The organism is Acinetobacter sp. SCLZS86 (assembly GCF_021560715.1).
Lineage (GTDB): Bacteria > Pseudomonadota > Gammaproteobacteria > Pseudomonadales > Moraxellaceae > Acinetobacter > Acinetobacter towneri_A.
This window is the reverse complement of sequence record NZ_CP090864.1, coordinates 1,819,146-1,838,830: the sequence shown is the minus strand read 5'-3', so window position 1 is coordinate 1,838,830 and position 19,685 is coordinate 1,819,146. Positions and strand designations below refer to the sequence as shown.

General features: G+C 40.7%; 16 protein-coding genes and 3 pseudogenes. 7 read left to right on the top strand and 12 right to left on the bottom strand.

What is annotated here, in order from left to right:
* Positions 1 to 33: 33 nt before the first annotated feature.
* The 5 genes from LZP46_RS08845 to LZP46_RS08825 form a co-directional block, all read right to left on the bottom strand.
* The gene (locus LZP46_RS08845) at positions 34 to 888 is read right to left on the bottom strand and encodes a DUF3426 domain-containing protein (protein WP_236093612.1); all 855 of its coding nucleotides are present in this window, start codon (positions 886 to 888) and stop codon (positions 34 to 36) included.
* Between the two features lie 16 nt (positions 889 to 904).
* Positions 905 to 1,807 (bottom strand): 50S ribosomal protein L11 methyltransferase, encoded by a 903-nt coding sequence (gene prmA, locus LZP46_RS08840; RefSeq protein ID WP_236093611.1) that lies wholly within the window; start codon positions 1,805 to 1,807, stop codon positions 905 to 907.
* Positions 1,808 to 2,062: 255 nt separating this feature from the next.
* Positions 2,063 to 2,944: a bile acid:sodium symporter family protein gene (locus LZP46_RS08835; RefSeq protein ID WP_236093610.1), complete on the bottom strand. Its 882-nt coding sequence runs from the start codon at positions 2,942 to 2,944 to the stop codon at positions 2,063 to 2,065.
* A gap of 88 nt (positions 2,945 to 3,032) precedes the next feature.
* Positions 3,033 to 3,944, bottom strand: coding sequence for a bile acid:sodium symporter family protein (locus tag LZP46_RS08830; RefSeq protein ID WP_236093609.1), 912 nt, complete (start codon positions 3,942 to 3,944; stop codon positions 3,033 to 3,035).
* A 182-nt stretch (positions 3,945 to 4,126) separates the two neighbouring features.
* Positions 4,127 to 4,483 carry a hypothetical protein gene (locus LZP46_RS08825; RefSeq protein ID WP_236093608.1) on the bottom strand — a complete coding sequence of 119 codons (357 nt, stop codon included), beginning with the start codon at positions 4,481 to 4,483 and terminating at the stop codon, positions 4,127 to 4,129.
* Positions 4,484 to 4,725: 242 nt separating this feature from the next.
* Between LZP46_RS08825 and mnmG the strand changes: the two genes are divergently transcribed.
* Positions 4,726 to 6,606 carry a tRNA uridine-5-carboxymethylaminomethyl(34) synthesis enzyme MnmG gene (gene mnmG / locus LZP46_RS08820; protein WP_236093607.1) on the top strand — a complete coding sequence of 627 codons (1,881 nt, stop codon included), beginning with the start codon at positions 4,726 to 4,728 and terminating at the stop codon, positions 6,604 to 6,606.
* 344 nt (positions 6,607 to 6,950) lie between these two features.
* Here the strand turns inward: mnmG and LZP46_RS08815 are convergent, their stop codons facing one another.
* The gene (locus tag LZP46_RS08815; protein ID WP_236093606.1) at positions 6,951 to 7,949 is read right to left on the bottom strand and encodes a helix-turn-helix transcriptional regulator; all 999 of its coding nucleotides are present in this window, start codon (positions 7,947 to 7,949) and stop codon (positions 6,951 to 6,953) included.
* Between the two features lie 398 nt (positions 7,950 to 8,347).
* On the opposite strand from LZP46_RS08815, the gene LZP46_RS08810 reads away from it, so the two are divergent.
* Positions 8,348 to 8,947: a hypothetical protein gene (locus LZP46_RS08810; protein ID WP_236093605.1), complete on the top strand. Its 600-nt coding sequence runs from the start codon at positions 8,348 to 8,350 to the stop codon at positions 8,945 to 8,947.
* Positions 8,948 to 9,114: 167 nt separating this feature from the next.
* Here the strand turns inward: LZP46_RS08810 and LZP46_RS08805 are convergent, their stop codons facing one another.
* From LZP46_RS08805 to phbB, 4 genes and pseudogenes are all read right to left on the bottom strand, one after another.
* Entirely contained in the window at positions 9,115 to 10,293 is a 1,179-nt protein-coding gene (locus tag LZP46_RS08805) for an acetyl-CoA C-acetyltransferase (RefSeq protein ID WP_236093604.1), read from the bottom strand.
* 82 nt (positions 10,294 to 10,375) lie between these two features.
* Entirely contained in the window at positions 10,376 to 12,148 is a 1,773-nt protein-coding gene (locus tag LZP46_RS08800) for a class I poly(R)-hydroxyalkanoic acid synthase (protein ID WP_236093603.1), read from the bottom strand.
* 125 nt (positions 12,149 to 12,273) lie between these two features.
* A complete protein-coding gene (locus LZP46_RS08795; RefSeq protein WP_236093602.1) occupies positions 12,274 to 12,591 on the bottom strand; it encodes a phasin family protein in 318 nt (105 codons plus the stop codon).
* Positions 12,592 to 12,669: 78 nt separating this feature from the next.
* A pseudogene (gene phbB, locus LZP46_RS08790) lies at positions 12,670 to 13,242 on the bottom strand (acetoacetyl-CoA reductase); the annotation flags it as partial.
* Between the two features lie 83 nt (positions 13,243 to 13,325).
* Here phbB and tnpA point away from each other — a divergent pair.
* The 3 genes from tnpA (at position 13,326) to tnpC (ending at position 15,741) form a co-directional block, all read left to right on the top strand.
* Complete coding sequence (tnpA, locus tag LZP46_RS08785; RefSeq protein WP_236093601.1) at positions 13,326 to 13,709, top strand: IS66-like element accessory protein TnpA; 384 nt, start codon at positions 13,326 to 13,328, stop codon at positions 13,707 to 13,709.
* A complete protein-coding gene (gene tnpB / locus LZP46_RS08780; RefSeq protein ID WP_236093600.1) occupies positions 13,706 to 14,041 on the top strand; it encodes an IS66 family insertion sequence element accessory protein TnpB in 336 nt (111 codons plus the stop codon). Before tnpA ends, tnpB begins: the two co-directional genes overlap by 4 nt.
* Before the next feature lie 74 nt (positions 14,042 to 14,115).
* Entirely contained in the window at positions 14,116 to 15,741 is a 1,626-nt protein-coding gene (gene tnpC / locus LZP46_RS08775) for an IS66 family transposase (protein ID WP_236093599.1), read from the top strand.
* 30 nt (positions 15,742 to 15,771) lie between these two features.
* On the opposite strand, the pseudogene LZP46_RS08770 reads toward tnpC, so the two are convergent.
* A pseudogene (locus tag LZP46_RS08770) lies at positions 15,772 to 15,957 on the bottom strand (SDR family NAD(P)-dependent oxidoreductase); the annotation flags it as partial.
* 530 nt (positions 15,958 to 16,487) lie between these two features.
* Entirely contained in the window at positions 16,488 to 17,564 is a 1,077-nt protein-coding gene (gene alr, locus LZP46_RS08765; protein ID WP_236093598.1) for an alanine racemase, read from the bottom strand.
* Positions 17,565 to 18,030: 466 nt separating this feature from the next.
* On the opposite strand from alr, the gene LZP46_RS08760 reads away from it, so the two are divergent.
* Positions 18,031 to 18,597, top strand: coding sequence for a hypothetical protein (locus tag LZP46_RS08760; RefSeq protein ID WP_236095197.1), 567 nt, complete (start codon positions 18,031 to 18,033; stop codon positions 18,595 to 18,597).
* 108 nt (positions 18,598 to 18,705) lie between these two features.
* Positions 18,706 to 19,668, top strand: a pseudogene (locus LZP46_RS08755) (IS30 family transposase).
* Positions 19,669 to 19,685: the final 17 nt, after the last annotated feature.

Sequence of the window (19,685 nt, the reverse complement as noted above, 5' to 3'; positions counted from 1 at the left end):
TTTTTCGCTATTTTTTCACTATTTTTTTGTGAATTAAGGCTTGATAATTTCTAAAGTATAGTTATCGAAGTCGTTTCGTGACACTGGAACTAAAATGTCAAACTTATATGGACTGTTTTTAGGAATGCGTTGAATGCGCGAAAGACTTTCGATCAAATACTCCTGTGGAGAATAGATGTAAGTAGATAATGTTTGTTGTTTTTCTTTTAAAGTGATTTTGATATTAGGCAAAGCCAAGCTTTTGTCATAGTAATTGATCAGTTCACCCGTAAATTGTGTATTCACACTATCTACACGTTTCACCTTCACGCGATTTGCTGAAACTAGGCTAAAGCGTTCTTCTAAACTATTACAGTTGAAAAATTGACAGACTTGGGTAAACACAGAATTCAGTGCAGGGCTGTTATTTAAAAACTTTGGGTTAAACAACAGAATTTGAAAGATCAACAAACCAATCAATAAAAAATTAATACTTCCCCAAAGTAAGTAGTAACCATTGCCCTGCTTTTTTTCACTTTCAAGATCAGGCGCAGACAAGTTCATGGCAGGAATGTTGCCAATCGGTTCGGTACTAAAATAATTTAGGTTATTCAGATAGGTTTTCAGATCAATATTGGAATGTTCCGCTTTACGCTGAAAAATATCTAAAATATGTTGCGTTTGCGCAAGTTCAGCTGTTGCCTGAACAAAACTGTGGTTTTGAATGTGATGTAACTGTGATGTAACTGAATTTTTATTTTGTGGAAAGGCAAATACCAAATGCGAAAGAGCATTAAAGGTATTGTCGCATTTAGGACAACAAACCATCCCTTGCGCAACGGTCAGCTGCGCAACGGTTACTTTATAAACAGACTGGCATTTTGGGCACTTGGTTTGCTTGTCACTCATAACTCAAAAATTACAGTTAGTGGGGATGGCGTTTTCCAGAAATACGACACCAGTTTTCTTCACGTTTTTCGACTTGTACTATATCAAAAAATTCAGAATAAACACTAGAAACTTCAGCAACTTGCTCTTCAATTACACCTGCAAGTGCGAACTCGCCCTCAGATTTAATTAAAGTTGCAAACTCTGGCGCAAGCATCATCAATGGGCTTGCCAAAATGTTGGCAACCAAAATGTCTGCTTTTTCATTGCTAATGGTTTCATTGAATTCTTCTGGAAGTCCAACATATAAGTTTTCAAGTACGCCGTTGAGCTCAGCATTTTGTTTGGTCGCTAAAACTGCTTGCGGGTCAATATCAGTCGCATAGACTTTTTTTGCACCGAGCAACAAAGCCGCTACCCCTAAAATGCCTGAACCACAACCGTAGTCGATCACGACTTTATCTTTTACATTGGTTTTACCTAACCATTGCAGGCACAGGAACGTACTGGCATGGTTACCTGTACCAAAAGCCAAACCTGGGTCAAGTTTAATATTGACTGCATCTGCCTCAGGTGGTTCTAACCATTCAGGTACAATCCAGAATTTCTCTGCAATCTGGATTGGCTCGTAGTAATCCATCCATGAGCGTTCCCAAACCTGATCTTCCAAAAATTCACTGCGTAAAGGGGCATCTGGCATTTGCGCACGAATAAAGGTTTCTAAGGCTGCAACATCAATTTCTTCACCTTCGTCTTGTGCATAAATACCTGTCACAATGACTTTGTTCCAGAGTGGTGTTTCACCTGGCAGTGGCTCAAGTAAGTCCTGATTTTCCGCATCATCTAAGGTTACGCTGACTGCACCCAATGAACTGAGCAGGGTTTCAGTAAAATCGACTTGCGCTTGATCAACAGTAATATGTATTTGTAACCACTTCACGGAGATAACCTAAAATTTAATGCGAAAGCACTATTGTAACTGAACTGCTGCAGACGCTGTTATTTTTTATTCGGATTGCGAAAGGGAAAACTCTATGCGATTGGAAGTTTCAAATTCGCTTTAACCTTATAGTTGAATAATGTGACAAAAATATAAATCTAAAAAATATAAGCTAAGAATTTGTTTGAACCATCATCGCTCAATCATTCCCAAAACAGTCAAATTGCTGGAATGGGGATGATTGAGGGACTTGTTTTAGAATGCAGACTGCTCAGAGGCAGGAGTCGGCACAAATTGATTGAGTAAGGTGCCTAAAATTGCCGCAAAGATATACATGAAAATAGAATACACCGCAGCAGGCATGGCAATGGTAGAGCTTGCCATAACAGTTAGGGCAATGGTCATTGCAAGTGTGCTGTTGTGAATGCCAATTTCAAAGGCGCAGGCTCGGGCTTGTTGGCTATTCACACCAAAGAAACGCGGGACAAAATAACCAATCAATAAACTGCAGGCACAGAACAGGGCAGTGGCAAGTCCTACATCTGCCAAATAAAGCATGATGTTATTTCGCTCTTTGGCGATTGCGCCAATAATAATCACAATCAGAAAAACCACAGCAAAAATACGTACAGGTTTGTTTAAGCGGTCTGCCGTTTGCGGGCTAAAATGACGTACCAACATCCCTAAAGTGACAGGGATAATAATAATTAAAAACACCTGCAACACTTTGGTAAACTGTAAGCCGACTTGTTGCCCATCCTGCATAAAATGCTGAATGGCAAAGTTGACAATGAGTGGCAAGGTAAATGCTGCAATCACGGAGTTTACGGCAGTAAGGGTAATGTTTAGGGCAATATCACCTTTATATAAATAGCTAAATAAGTTGGCCGTTGGCCCACCAGGAGATGCTGCCAGTAGCATGAGTCCCACTGCAAGCAGTGGTGGTAAATTCATTAGTTTACAAATAAAAAATGCAATTGCTGTCAGGACAACTAATTGACAAAATAAAGCAATAAATACTGCTTTTGGGTGTTTGCTCACCCGTTTAAAGTCGTTAGGAGTGAGTTCTAAGCCAAGTCCAGCCATGACCACAGCCAAAGCCAGTGGCAAAAATATTGTGATTAATTCTGAATCCATAAACACTCCTTTGTTTTTATATCTACAATAATTTATTTGATATTTAACTGTTTGTTCAATCTATGGTTAATTTAATCTTGCGCACGTCTTAAATTGTGTTTTTGTTGTGGTTGAAACTCTGTTCCTGTTTGTGTCGAAGGGCAAGTTTTGCAGATTGTCTAGCCAACATATTCCCTAAAATAAAGCTGAACATATACATAAAAATGGTGTATATCGCAGAAGGAATAGCAATTTCAGTGCTTTGCAAAACCGATAGTGCAATGGTTAAAGCAACAGCAGTATTATGAATGCCAATTTCAAAACAACAAGAGCGTGCTTGTTGATCAGGCACCCCCGCTAAATACGGCACCAGATAACCAATGAGCAAACTTAAAAAGCAAAATAGTGCTGTTGCGATACCAATGGCGCTGAAATAGTCAAAAACATTGGCGCGTTCGCGGAAAAGTGCATAAAAGAATAAAACGAAAATAAAATAAATGGACATCAAACGCATAGGTTTACCCAATTGTAATGCAATTTGTGGAATCGCATTACGCACCGCCATGCCTACACAAACAGGCACAATAATCAATAAAAACACTTGCGCCATTTTTTCAATCGGCAGACCAATTTGTTGTTGGTCAGTCATAAAATATAGAAAAGATAGATTCACAATAAAAGGTAGTGTAAATGTGGCCATCACCGAGTTCATGGCTGTTAGGGTAATGTTTAAAGCAACATCACCTTTATAAACGTAGCTAAAGAGATTCGCAGTTGGACCGCCAGGGGATGCGGCCAACAACATGAGACCAATGGCCAATAATGGCGGGAGCTCTAGAAATAAACAAATTAAAAAAGCCAGAACAGGCAAAATTACTAGTTGTGAAAATAAAGTTAAAAAGATGACTTTGGGAAATTGATTGACACGAATAAAGTCCTTAGGCGTGAGTTGTAAGCCTAAACCCATCATCATGACTGCTAGGGTGAGCGGTAGAAAAAAGGTAAAAAAGCTGGAATCCATTGCACATCCTTTTATCTTTTATCGTGACATTATTCTTGTGATCCTTTTTGCAGTTTAATTGTTTTTTAATGTTGTGCAATAAACAAAGCAGTCACTTATTTTTAAGCAACTGCTTTGGGGGGTAAAAGCTACTGATCTTGTTATTAGACAGCAGATTTTAGACTAGGTTGTTTTATGCTGAATTACATCGCTTGTGGGCGTGGCGGCGTAAAGCCGAGCGCACATTTTCCTTTCAGTTCTGTGCCATTGAGTGTAATGCTAGTGGTCTGCGCATCTGCCATACAAGAACGATATAATTCAGGCTCATTGCCTTGTAATTGAATTGCTTTAGATGAACTAAAGAATTGTGGTTCGCAAGTACCATTCCAGATAATTCCGCGATAGGCAAAGCTTACAGGTGCGCCCTGAGTTTTACCTTTACAGACTTGCTGGAATTTTTGTGCGTTATAAACGGTTTCGACTTTATCATTTGCCTGCACTGCAAATGGACTGAAAAATAAGCCACAAAGCATAGAGGACAGCAAAATTTTGTTATTCATGATGTTTCCCTTTATTTCTCATATCTGTGCTATTAGGATAAAAAATGGACAAATTAAAACAACAGTGATCTGGTTAATTTTTAAGTCTAAATGTTTTTATGTGCAGTAAAAATGCAAATTTGCATTACAAAATATTAATTTTGTAGCGCCGTTAAGCGAATAAAATCGACTGAATCTGTCAACTTATGCCACAACTTTTGCTATAATATTCCGTCTTTATTTTTTATCTCTCTTTGACCATTATGCACTATCCTAAAGTTTACGATGTTATTGTTATTGGTGGCGGTCACGCGGGCACCGAAGCGGCGCTTGCAGCAGCACGTATGGGTCGTCAAACCTTACTCTTAACTCATAACATTGAGACTTTAGGGCAGATGAGCTGTAACCCTGCAATTGGTGGGATTGGTAAGTCGCATTTGGTACGTGAGATTGATGCCTTGGGCGGTGCAATGGCATTGGCTGCCGATAAAAGCGGGATTCAATTCCGTATTTTAAACTCGCGTAAAGGTGCTGCGGTTCGTGCAACACGTGCGCAGGCAGACCGTGTTCGCTTTAAAGCTGCGATTCGCGCTACTTTAGAAAACCAAGCCAATTTAGATATTTTCCAGCAAGCTGCAGATGACTTGATTGTAGAAGGCGATACCGTAAAAGGTATTGTGACCCAAATGGGCATTCGCTTTGATGCAAAAACGGTGGTATTGACTACAGGTACCTTCTTAGGTGGCGTTATTCATATTGGTTTGGAAAAATCTAGCGGTGGTCGTGCAGGCGATCCTCCATCAATTGCTTTGGCGGCGCGTTTACGTGAATTAAATTTGCCTGTTGGTCGTTTAAAAACAGGTACGCCACCACGTATTGATGCACGTTCAGTCGATTTTTCAGTCATGATTCCGCAGCCGGGTGATTTCCCATCGCCAACCATGTCATTCATGGGTGATGTGTCGATGCACCCTGAACAAGTGAACTGCTATATCACGCATACCAATGAACGTACTCACGAAATTATTCGCGGTGGTTTAGATCGTTCACCTATGTATACAGGTGTAATTGAAGGTGTTGGCCCACGTTACTGTCCATCGATTGAAGATAAAATTCACCGTTTTTCTGACAAAGACTCGCATCAGGTGTTTTTGGAGCCTGAAGGTTTAGATACACATGAGTTGTATCCAAATGGGATTTCAACGTCTTTACCGTTTGATGTGCAGTTCGAATTAGTTCGTTCAATTCGTGGTATGGAAAATGCGCATATTTTGCGTCCGGGTTATGCGATTGAATATGATTACTTCAATCCACAAGCCTTGAAATTCACTTTGGAAACCAAAGCCATTAATAATTTGTATTTTGCAGGTCAAATTAATGGCACGACTGGTTATGAAGAAGCAGGTGCGCAAGGTGTGTTGGCTGGTTTGAATGCGGCACGTCGCGCTTGGGATCAGGAGCAATGGACACCAAAACGTGATGAAGCTTATATTGGTGTGTTGGTTGATGATTTGATCACGCTAGGTACCAAAGAACCGTACCGCATGTTTACCTCACGTGCGGAATATCGTTTGATGTTGCGTGAAGACAATGCAGATCAGCGTTTGACCCCAATTGGTCGTGAACTTGGTTTGGTGGATGACACCCGTTGGGCGGCTTACTGTGAAAAAATGGAAGCAGTAGAACGTGAAACAGGGCGTTTACAGCATTTGTGGGCTGCACCGAACAACCCAATGGGCAAAAAATTTGTAGAAATGACAGGTGCAGATTTATCTAAAGAATGTTCTGCAATTGATCTATTAAAACGTCCAAATATCAGCTTTGCGCAAATTGCAGAATTAACGGGTTCAGACGTTTCTGCACAAGTGGGCGACCAAATTGAAATTGCGGTGAAATATGCAGGTTATATTAACCGTCAGCATGAAGATGTCGCACAATTAAAACGCTTGGAAGAAACCAAAATCCCTGCGGATTTTGATTATGATGCTGTGTCAGGTTTATCGCGCGAAATTACGCTGAAGTTAAAGCATGTTTTGCCTGAAACTTTGGCACAAGCCAGTCGTATTCCGGGTGTGACACCTGCTGCAGTTCAATTGGTGATGATCACCATTCGTAAAAATGCACAGTCACGTAAATCTGCATAAGATTTGCTAGATTAATGCAGAAGCCCACAATTTAAATTGCGGGCTTTTTTATTCACCAAAGTAAATCAGATGCTAAGTAAAAAAGAAGTGGAGTATAAGAAAAAAACTGATTTCTACTGCATATCTTATGATTTCACAGCTAGATCAGGAGCAGTTAAAGTGATACTTATCGACATAGATAGGGGGAAAATATGACTTTAAAAACCATTCGTTATAATACAGCTGAACTCGCATGCCTACGTTGTATGATGCCGAGTCAATTTTAATTTCAACTTTAATCAGCAATCACAATAACTAGATTTGAACGAGAACGATCATGCTATCGCCCCATATTTGGGGCTTTTTTATTCCTGAGTTTGATGCACCGCATTGGCAACTTCTACAGGTTCAATCTGAATCAGTTTTTTACCAAAACTACGCAACCACCAAACCAATTGCGAGGTAAACGGCACAGTGGCTGTCACCAACACATTACCATTTTCCATTGTTTCCATGGTTTGATCTTTGCTTAATTGGCTTTCATCGAAATAAATGGCATCAGCTTTTTGCATTGTAAGTTTGAGCTGAATATTTTCAGTAGCTTTGCTGAAATCGACTCTGAAACCCAATTCGCCAGATTCAATATAGGCATTAATATCAAAATTAACAGGATGCAGGGCGCGTGAATCTAAAACTTTGGCCGCTTTAAAACGATGCAGGGCAAAGGTTTGAATATCAGTTTTATCAAATCGGGTACAAATTAAGTAAATTACCGCACCTTTTTGCACTAAAGCCAAAGGATTCAGGACATAGGTTTTATCTTCGCCTGAACTGTTGCGTGATTGATAAATACATTCCAGTTGTTTGTCTTGCAGCAAACCCTCATAAATTGCCTGCTGTGCATTGCGGTCTACGACGGGCGGAATTAACGGTTGAGTTGCAGGCACAATTCTCACGCGGTTAATCCATTGGCGGACATTGTTTTGAGTCGACAGGCTGCGTCGTGCTAAATCAAACCATGGGTTCATTTCTTCAATCAAACTTGGTGGCAGCAGATGCTTTAAATGTTCCTCAACCATCATGAAGGTCACCGCTTGAGAGCTGGTCATGTGCGGTAAACTTTGAATCGGTGCATCTGAACGCCAGCGCCAACCTTGTGGTACGGTACCATTACTTTCAATTGGAAAGCGCTGTGAAATTTGATTTAAGTCACGTTGAATCGTACGCAAACTAATATCGATACCTTCACGTTGCAAGACATCGTGTAATTCACGTGTACCCATCCATTTACCTGTAGAAAGGCGCGATAAAATTTGCCATTGGCGATACAAACTATTCGATGTTTCTTTTTCTTGTATAGACATATTCAATATTTACTAGATCAATGCATACTGAGGAAAACTTGTTCCTCCACACAATAAGAAAACTCGGAATGTTTAGCAAGTTTTTTACTGAAAAAGGGCAAAATATAACCGCAGATTTTGCAGTAAATATCACAAAATTTGGACGGGCAAAGTTAATCAAATAATAGAAGTGAATCAGAAACTATGACCTCAAGCCATACTTGGATCAATTAGAAAAGCAAGATTGAATAGTTGTGTTTAAGTGAAAACCCGTCATTGTTTTGTATGGTAGATTCAGGTTTATGTAAATAATAGTGGTCTGCGTGGATGAGTGCTGTAGGTTAATTGGGCAAGGCGATTGAGGTGCTTTATCGCGATGAATTATCAACAGACCTTAGAGTTAGGAGGATGAAACAACCGTGAATTTATCTAGCAGCGATGCGCGAGAAATTTTTTGGTTAGCCCGTTATTTAACCCGTATTCAATATGTATGTCAGCAATTTCCGTTTAAACAAAATGACGCTGCTTTGACTTATGCACATGCTTTTTGTTTGCCAGCTTTTGATGCTGCTTCTTTAAATGAATTGATTTTAAATGAAGTACAGCCTGCCTCATTTGCGATGCAGCTTGAGCAAACACGAACAAAAATTCAAAACTTGGCACAGGTGTTTTCTAAAGCTACTTATGCTGAATTAAAGCATTGTATTCAAAATGCGTGCGATAACGCGAGTTATATTGGCGATGTGTTACAGGACTGTGAAGCAGTACTAGATGCAGAACCACAGCAGATATATTTATTTTTCCAATTGGGGCAGAGAATTGAACAATTAGACCGACAAATTCGGTTAAAGCAATCGACTGAAAAGACTCTGTTGCAATTGGAAATGATTGTGAAATGCCTGAAAGATTTAGGTTGGACGTCACTTGTAGACGCATGGCAACAGCTGAAACAGCAACCCGATACCATGCATTTTTATCACTTTAGTGATCATATTCAGCACTTACTTTCGGTGGATTAAGCAGACCTTGTCATGTCAAATTAATCGACAACAATATTATTTTAAGCTCTGTGTAGTTAAAAAAATAGTGGAAGCCGAAGCTCCCATTATGTCTTAACTTATTACTGGCTTTGAACAGCTATCAAATTCAATAGCTTTGACTCGTGCAATACTTTCGGCTCGGTTACTTAGTCGCGTTCAACCGCAAGTGCAACACCCATACCACCGCCGACGCAAAGCGTTGCGATGCCTTTTTTTGCATCACGGCGTTGCATTTCGTGTAGTAACGTCACAAGGATACGGCAACCAGAAGCACCAATCGGGTGACCGAGGGCAATTGCACCGCCATTCACGTTTACTTTATCTAAGTCTAAGCCTAGTTCTTTGGCAACGCCTAAAGCCTGAGCGGCAAAGGCTTCGTTAGCTTCAATTAAATCGACTTCATCTAAGCTCCAGCCAGCTTTATTTAAGGTTTTCTTCACTGCTTCAACCGGACCAAGACCCATAATCTCAGGCTCAATACCTGACATTGCATAGGCTTTAATGCGTGCTAAAGGTTGTAGACCTAAAGCTGCAGCTTTGTCTGCGCTCATCATTAATACTGCAGCTGCACCATCATTGATTCCAGAAGCATTACCTGCGGTTACGCTGCCCTCTTTTTTGAATGCAGGGCGCAATTTACTCAGGCTTTCAAGGGTAGTATTGGCTTTGATGTATTCATCTTCTGCAAATACAATTGGATCCCCTTTACGCTGTGGAATACTGACCGCTGCAATTTCATCTTTAAATTTACCAGCCGCTTGTGCTGCAGCCGCACGTTGTTGTGACGTGAGTGCTAATTGGTCTTGCTCTTCGCGGTTTAAACCAAGTTTTTCTACAATATTTTCTGCGGTAATGCCCATGTGATATTGGTTATAAGCATCGGTTAAGCCATCAGCCACCATGCTGTCAATTAACTGAGCATTCCCCATTTTTTGCCCGTTACGTAACTGCATATAGTGTGCGCTCTGTGACATGGATTCTTGACCACCAGCAACTACAATTTCTGCTTCATCACACTGAATCGCTTGTACAGCCAAATGTACTGCACGTAAACCTGAGCCACATACCACGTTTAGTGTTGTTGCAGGCACTTGCACAGGAATACCCGCAGCAATTGCAGCTTGACGCGCAGGGTTTTGTCCTACACCTGTAGTGAGTACATTGCCCATAATCACCTGATCAACTTGTTCAGGCTGTACTTTGGCACTGTCTAATACCGCACGAATTGCTATTTGCCCCAATTGTGGTGCAGATAAAGAAGCGAGGCTACCCAAAAAACTACCAATTGCAGTACGTTTTGCAGCTACAATGACAACATCGTTCATTTTATATCCTTAAATCTTATGTTCACGTTTCTGTGGATGCACATGATATATAGCATGTGTATTACTGATGTTATATGACTGCTTAAAATAAATTTACCAAAACATAGCGACTTGGTGCTGCTTCTATTGTTGGATATTGTGCATTACCTAAGGCACGGGCAGGGAATTGTTGGCCTGCATACGGTGTAACCCAAGCCTGCCAGCGTAGCCACCAAGACTCAGGATGATACTCTGCACCATCTAGCCATTGCTTGGTATTTTCAAACTTGGCAGAGTTGGTATAGCAGCCGTATTTATTACGACTTGGCGGATTCACAATGCCTGCCACGTGTCCAGATTCACCAAGTACCAGTGTAGATTCACCGCCTAAGTAATCTGCACCACGGAAGCTTGTATCCCAAAGTGCGATATGATCTTCCTGCGTTGCAATAAAGAAGCTTGGTGTTTTGACACGAGAAAGGTTGAGTCCAACACCGTTTACTTTCACTGCGTTTGGTGAAATCAATTCATTATTCAAATACAAATTACGCAATAAGAAATTATGAATTTTGGCAGGAATATTGGTGCCGTCGCTGTTCCAATACAAAATATCGAAATCTGAAGGCTCTTTGCCTTTTAAATAGTTCTCGATGTAGTAGTTCCAGTACAGGGTATTTTCACGTAACAAACTGAACGTAACTGCCAATTGGCGACCATCAAAATAACCGAATTGATTATTTAAGGTTTCTAAACCATTAATCACAGGTTCATTAATAAATACGCCTAAGCTGCCTGGGTTTTCAAAGTCGATAATGGTTGCCATATACGTGGCAGATTTCACATGACTTTTCAGGCGTTTTGCCACGTAATAGGCTTGAGTCGCAGCAAGTAACGTACCGCCAATACAGTAGCCAATGCAGTTGGCCTCTTTTTCACCGGTAATTTCTTCAATTACACGCAAAGCTTCTACTGCACCTTGTGTAATGAGATCAGCAAAAGTCAGTTCTTTCTGTTCGGCATTTGGGTTACACCAAGACATTAAAAAGACCGTATGACCTTGCTGACGCAACCAGTTCACTAAAGAGTTTTGTTCGCGTAAATCCAGCACATAATATTTATTGATAAACGGTGGTACGACTAGAATAGGGGTTTGATATACATTTTCAGTAGTTGCTTCATATTGCAATAATTGGAAAAAGTCATTTTCAAAGACGACTGCACCAGGGGTATACGCCAAATCTTTGCCCAAGCTGAAAGAGTCGCTATTCACCATACGAATAGATAAATACTTGCCGCTGTTCATGACATCATCATGGAAAACCTGCATGCCACGGACTAAGTTTTCACCTTGTTCAGCGACGGTTTGCTGAATCACTTCTGGATTAGTCCACAGAAAGTTACTTGGAGATAACGCATTGATCATTTGACGGGTAAAGAAGTGAATGCGATAGCGAACTTTGTCTGGAACGCCTTCGACCACATCTACCATGTTTTGCACTAACTGGCTAAACAGTAAATAAGACTGCGATAACAGGTCAAAATTGGGTTGTTCTTGCCATAATGGGCTGTTAAAACGACGATCACCACTTTCAGGTTGAATGAATGGTTCGATGTCTTTTGCCACACTGCGCATCATCACATTTTGGTAGATTTGCATTTGACCTTGCCACCAGCTCCATTGCATTTCCATCAAGCGTGCTGGATTTTTAGACAAAGCTTCAAAGAACATAGACATATCTTCTTTGTTGAGCTGTGTTAAGGCGTCATTAATAGGGCTTTGCCCATAATAAAATTCTTGTAGTTTTTTCCAGATATCATCGTGGCTAGAGAAAAATTGTAATATATTTTCTTTGAATTGAAATGAGTTCTGTTTCATTTCATCGCTCCATAGCGCATGGCTTTTAGCAATCAAATTGAGTGCAAGGCTGAAACTAAAACGGGGAAAATTTCACACTTCCCCGTAACATTCGTCCTGATAACGCATGGTTTTCAGAGCAGTGTTTATTTATTATTTGGCATTGAATCGCTGACTAACTTTTCAAATTCTGCTTTGACTTCTGAAGTCAGTGTTGCTAATTTTTTGCCATCTTCAATCATTTGCTGACTGAGTTTGTTCATAGTTTCTAATTGCTTGGTGGTGCAGTTCACCATGCTTTGCATGTCTTTCACTTCGCTATTGGCAAACATTTGTGCTAAACCAATGTTGGCATAGTTGCGTGCTGCTTCTAATTGTAGGTTGGTTAAGTTAGCAAAATTTTTTGCAACTATACTGTTGAATTTAGTGTACGGTTCAAACACGTTTTTGTATTGAGCATTCATGTTTGAAAATAAGTCGCCGTATAGCATGGGTGTCACTCCAGTAAATAAACTTGTAGATTAAAATGAGGTGTTACACGCTTAGTGCATGTATAAGCCGCCGTTGATTGATAAGGTTTCGCCTGTTACGTATGCAGCATGATCACTCACTAAATACATAACTGCTGCCGCAATTTCGGTAGGGGCGGCAAGACGTTGCAGAGGAATTTGTGCTTCAATGCTTTTAATTACTTCTTCGCGCATGGCTGTGACCATCGGGGTTGCGGTATAACCTGGTGCAACGACGTTCACGCAGATATTTGAACGTGCGCCTTCTTGCGCCAAAGCTTTGCTAAAGCCGATGATGCCTGCCTTAGTTGCAGAGTAGTTGGCTTGACCAAATTGACCTTTTAAACCGTTCACCGAACTAATGTTCACAATGCGACCAGACTTTTGTTCTAACATTTTGTTAAATACAGGCTGAGTCACGGTAAAAAGTGTTTTTAAGTTGGTTTCAATCACTTCAGACCACTGCGTATAGCTCATTTTTTTGAAAGTTGCATCGCGGGTAATACCAGCATTGTTGACCAACACATCTACACGACCTTCAGCATCAATTGCTTCTTGAATGGCTGCTGTAGCCGCTTCATGCTCATTTAAGTTGGTTAAAACGTAAGCGTCCGCTGAACACACCTTATGAATTCATCCTATAAGCCTTAATTTAGTCCCCACTTAAAAACAAGTGGGTACTAAAATTTATGACTACAAATCACCAGACATCCATCGCATCTCTTGCGAAAAAACGAAGAACATACAGTGCTGAATTTAAACAGCAGATCGTTCAGGCTTGTAAAGCACCGGACGTTTCAATTGCTTCGGTCGCTTTGCAACATGGATTGAATACAAATCTTGTATCCAAATGGATTCGCTTAATTGATGCTAAGCCAGGGAGTGATCGCTCACCACTACCGAATAAACCTGCATTTATTGCCTTATCTTGCTCTGCACCATTAGATCCTACTCCTACTGACATGTTAACGGTTCAAATTACTTTACCCCACTCAAAAGCAGAAATTGGCTTGAAATGGCAAGTATCAGAAATATCTGCTTTAGCAGAATTACTCAAGGTACTTGCAACATGATCCGCATTGATGAAATCTGGCTCTCCACCCAACCTCTGGATATGCGAGCAGGGATGGATACGGTCATGGCTCAGGTGGTGAGAGCCTTTGGCTACATTAAACCGCATTGTGCTTACCTGTTCTGTAATAAACGTGGCCATCGTATGAAAGTGCTGGTACATGATGGACTGGGCATCTGGCTGTGTGCCAGGCGGTTGGAACAGGGAAAATTCCACTGGACTAAAGTTCATCAGGGTGAAACCCTGGCACTCAGTCCAGAACAGTTACAGGCACTGATCCAGGGTTTGCCTTGGCAGCGCATTGGACGACAGCAATTGGTCACAATGCTCTAAACTAGCTTGGTCCATTCTGCTATTCTCCAAACGTTCTATTTCATTCTTCTCATGACCTCAGGCATACTGCGGTCATGAATACACTGCCTGATTTAAGCCAACTGACCCATGAACAACTGCTGGAATTTACTAGACAGTTGGCAATGCAGCATCAGTCTCTGGCACAATCAAACCAGCAATTAGATGCCAAAGTTCAACATCTTGAAGTATCCAATCAGCAATTAGATGCTCAAGTTCAACATCTTTCTATTCTCAACCAAAAATACGAGCATGAACTGGCGCTGTTTAAAAAGCACAAATTCGGCAGTAAAAACGAACATCTCACCGCAAAACAAATCCATCTGTGGGATGAAGCGGTCGAAGAAGATATTGCCGCTGTTGATCTGGAACTGGAACGGCTGAATGCAGATAAAACCGATGCAGCGACACAGAAAGCCACAGTCAACAAACCTAAACGTCGACTGCTACCCGATCATCTACACACCATCCGTATTGAGCATGAACCTGCATCAACCCAATGCAGTTGTGGCTGCCAGTTACGTCGTATCGGCGAAGATATCAGTGAAAAACTGCATTTCAGACCGGCACAGTTCTATAAGGAACAGCATGTGCGTGGCAAATGGGTCTGTGATCAGTGCGACACTCTGACTCAGCAAGCGATGCCTGCCTATGTGATTGATAAAGGCATTGCTTCACCTGAACTGCTCAGCCATGTTCTGGTATCGAAGTATGCCGATCATTTGCCGCTGTACCGTCAACGTCTGATCTATCAGCGGGCGGGAATCGAACTTTCTAGATCAACTTTATCTGACTGGATAGGTCGCTGCGGTGTAGAACTGGAACCTCTGGCCAATGCCTTAAAAGAGGTGGTACTACAACAGCAGGTGCTGCATGCAGATGAAACACCGGTCACCATCATGCGGATGGGTGATGATGAGAAAAAACCGAAGAAAGGTTATGTCTGGGCCTATGCCACTACACAGTACAATCCAGTTCAGGCGGTGATCTATGACTTTCAGGATAGTCGTTCAGGCCAGCATGCAGAAGAGTTCTTGAAAGGCTGGCAGGGCTATCTAGTCTGTGATGATTACAGTGGTTATAAAGCACGCTTTAAATCAGGCCAGGTCATAGAGGTGGGCTGCATGGCGCATGCACGTCGTAAATTCCATGAGCTACATGTGACTGGGAAAAGTCAGATCGCTGAACAGGCATTACTGATGATTCAGAAACTGTATGCGATAGAAGCAGAACTCAGGAAAAAGACCGATAGTACAGCAGAACACCGCCGCGAATACCGACAACAGCACAGCCAACCGGTGATGCAACAACTGTATGAATGGCTCAACCAACATTATCTGACGGTGCCATCGAGTTCTCCAACCGCCAAGGCCATCAATTACACTCTGAAGCGTTGGCCAGCCTTAAGCCGCTATCTGGATGATGGCAATCTACCCATTGACAATAACTGGGCAGAGAACTCAATGCGTCCCTGGGCATTGGGCCGTAAGAACTGGTTGTTTGCAGGTTCGCTGCGCAGTGGTCAGCGAGCGGCAAACATCATGACTTTAATCCAGTCAGCAAAGCTGAATGGCTTGGATCCGTATGCCTATTTAAGTGATGTGCTGAAAAGGTTGCCGACACATAAAGTGAGCCAAATAGAAGAATTGCTGCCGCACCGCTGGAAATCCAACTCAAATTAAAAAATAGGCATGGGGTTCAGCGGACGCTTACGTTAAAACAAAGCGCACATCACTTTCTGTAAAGCCTTCGTCTTTAAGCCATTGCTTTTCGCGATCTTCTTCTCTTGGTACAACCGTTGCAATAATTTTATAGCCTGCTGTAACCAGTTGACGGCAAATCTCACTGCCAATACCACCTAATGCACCCGTCACTAAAGCTACTTTTTGTTCAGACATATTCTTTTCCTAAGCAGAATAAGGTTATAAAAATTAAGGAGTTTTTCCTCTTTATTCTTGTTTAGAAATTAAGCGTTTTATATTTCAAAGAGGCTGCAGTTTGATGATGCTTTGAAGTCAAAAGTAAACAAATATTGGTAATAGATTATTTTCTTATCATGTGGATGCTTTTATAAATGGCTTAAATAGTCGTGAAGTCATTGATTCATCGTAGCGCGCAGCACAAACTTCTGAGAACTGGTGAAATGTGATTAATCCATGAATTTGAAGCGATGTGGCAGTTTAAAGACAGTGCGCGAGCATATTGTTTTTTCTTGAGATTTTGAGTGTGATTTTCAGCTAAATATTTGGATGACTGTAAAGCGCTAAATGCAAATGTGGGTGACCACAAATTTTTATCAATATGAATGGAAATAAAGTGAATTTAAGAAAATAAAAAGCGAAAAGAAAAATATAAGAAAGAAAAAGAGAATGGCTTAGACGATTGCATGCAGCAAAACTGCTACATGCAATAGGTCGAAAAAAGAAAGTTAAATGCTGGTTGCCTTACGCTGTGGACGAGGGCTTAAACGACATAATAACTCATAACCAATCGTGCCATTGGCCGTGGCAACATCATCCACCAATCGATGTTTACCCCATAATTCAACTTGTGTGCCTAATTCAACGTCCAAACCTGTGACATCAATGGCAATCATATCCATCGATACACGACCAAGCACGGGCGTTAATTTTGAACCAATCGCAACAAAATTCGGCTGCACAAATGTACGTGGATAGCCATCACCATAGCCAATTGAAACAATAGCGATTCGCATGGTTTGTTCTGCAGTAAAGGTTGAACCGTAGCCAACGTGTTCACCTGCATCAATTTCATTGAGTGCAATGACTTCTGCATTTAAAGTCATCACAGGCTTCAAGTCTAGTGTATGCACATTATGCGCGGCATAAGGCGTTGCTCCGTAAAGCATAATGCCTGGGCGTACATAATCAAAATGCAATTCGGGATAACGATAGATTGCAGCAGAGTTGCAGCAAGAAGCAAGAATAGGACTGCAATTGTCTTTGACATGCAAAAATTGTGCAATTTGTTGATCATTTAAAGCATGGTCACCATCAGCATTTGCAAAATGCATTGTCAACACACTGGTAAAACCTTCGGCTTTGAGCATGTGAATCACATCAATAATTTCAGGAATTTTAAAACCTAAACGATTCATGCCGCTGTTGAGTTTGACCCAGACTTTTAAGCCTTGTGCGATGTAATCATCTTTATGTTGCAGTAGCCAATTGAGCTGTGCTTGATGATGCACCACGCATTCTAATTTGTGTGCCAACACACTTTGCATTTCATCGGCAGAAAAAACACCTTCAATTAGGGTGATGGGCTGCGTATATCCCAATTCACGAATTTCTAAGGCTTCTTCAACGCAAGCGACACCAAAGGCATCGCTGTCTTTTAAAGCTGCTAAGCAGTCTTTTACACCATGTCCGTAAGCATTGGCCTTGACCATGCTAACAATTTTTGCTGTTGGGGCAAGTTGTTTGACACGGTTTAAATTATATTGCAGTGCCTGACTGTCAATATAAACTGTTGCTTGGCGCACCCTAAATACTCCTTGGGAATGACAATTGGTAATTTGTGTTAGATACACTGTGGAGTGATAAATAAATACTAAAAATAGTTCTATTTAAAAATATTCACTATTGTAGACCTATCAACCTCAAATAGACATGAACATTTAAGTTTTTGATCATAAATTAATTTAAGATCGAAAAATCTATTAGGTTATTGATTGCAAGTAATTTGTAAACGTTTCAGGCTTTATTTTTCATATAAAATTATACATTCTAAAAGCTATTATGGCGTTAGATGCTCTCACTCAGGAAATTCTGAACTCTACGAGTTATGGCAAGATTCAGATGAGTGTGGAGAGTGGGTTTGTAATTTAAATGAACTCAAAGAGAGATTAAAAAATGCATTTTAAACTTGGATATGTTGAACAAATGATGAAAATATTTTGTTATCTGGGATGGACTACTTTATTTTTTTGTCAGTCAGTTAGGGCTTGTATGCCACTTTCACCCAATGACGTATTTATTGCCCGTTACCAAGATTCACTGGCAGTACAGGAGAGTTCAGACTTCATTTTTGAAATCAGTTCAGGTCAATTTATTTTTCGCTCAATACTAGATGAGGTTAAATATAAAAAGCCTACCCAATGGTACAGTGGATTTTCAGGTAAAAGTACAGCTAAAAACCAATTAATTATTGGTTTAGCTTATGCACCAGATGGTGCTAAACCCCAGCAATATCAAGTAGTTTCATTTGCAACATTAAACTGTAAGAATGACCAGCTTGTTTTATCTAAACCGATTGTCCCATTTTTAGCTTGGAATAAGCAGACCTCAAATTGTTCTACAGTCGATAGAGCAGAGGTTGGGATTTTAGATGGTTTTATAGACTATGATCAGACACATTATTTGGCGCAACTGCAACAAAAGTATCCGACATGCAAGCAATTAAATAAAGCATTTCTTTCACTTGAAATGAAAGAAAATAGCCAAGATTGGAATTTACTCTCAAGCTGGAAACTATGGTGGGCAAAGTTAATAAGTCAGATTAAAACATGGTTTTAATAAACGCAGATTCAAATTTCAAGTGCAACACATTTGTAGTTAGTTGAAAAAGTTAGGTGTATTCATAGAATCATTAGACTTTTTCAACCCGCAATTGGAAAGCACACAATGAAGAAATACACCCAACTTTCTCAAGATGAAAGATACGAAATTTATGCTACTTTGAAAAGTTAAAGTTCAATCGCTACCCTTGCTCGGGAGTTAGGACGTTCACGATCAACCATCTACCGTGAATTAAAAAGAAATTCTGGGCAACGTGGATATAGAGCTCAACAGTCAGCTAAATTTGCAAGTCAAAGACGGTACCGTCCTTCATCATCAATGACAGCATTTGCCTTCGCTTATATTGATTATTTGATTGGTTTGGACTGGTCACCAGAACAAATTTTAGGTGCTTTAACACAACGCGGTTGGCTGGATGTACCTTCACATGAGTGGATTTACCAGTACATTTATCAAGATAAATCAAAAGGCGGTAAACTACATCTACACTTAAGGCATCAGAAGAAATATCGAAAACGAGGTTACAAAAACACGGATCGTAGGGGTCAAATCATTGATAAAACAAGTATTCACTGCAGAGACCAGGTCATTGATCAACGACAACGTTTAGGAGATTTCGAAGGTGACACGGTGATTGGTAAATATCATAAAGGTGCTTTATTGACTCTCGTTGATCGAAAGAGCCTGTATGTACATATTGTTCATTTAGGGCCAACGAGAGCATCCTCTCAAACGATTACTTGTGCATTAGATCGTTTACAAATGAGCCATGCTTATAGTGTGACATTTGATAATGGCAAAGAATTTTCCGAACACAAAAGAATTACTGATGCTGGCATAGAGACGTATTTTGCTGATCCTTACAAGTCTATTCAGCGAGCTAGAAATGAAAATACGAATGGTTTAATCCGGCAATATCTGCCAAAATCATCATCGTTTGATGACGTGTCAAACGAACAAATAGAGCAGATAGAATTTGCACTCAACCATCGTCCTAGAAAAACCCTAGGTTGGTATACACCGAGTGAAGTTATGTCTGGTTTTTATACTGTTGCACTTGCCGCTTGAATCCGCCAAAAAAGAGC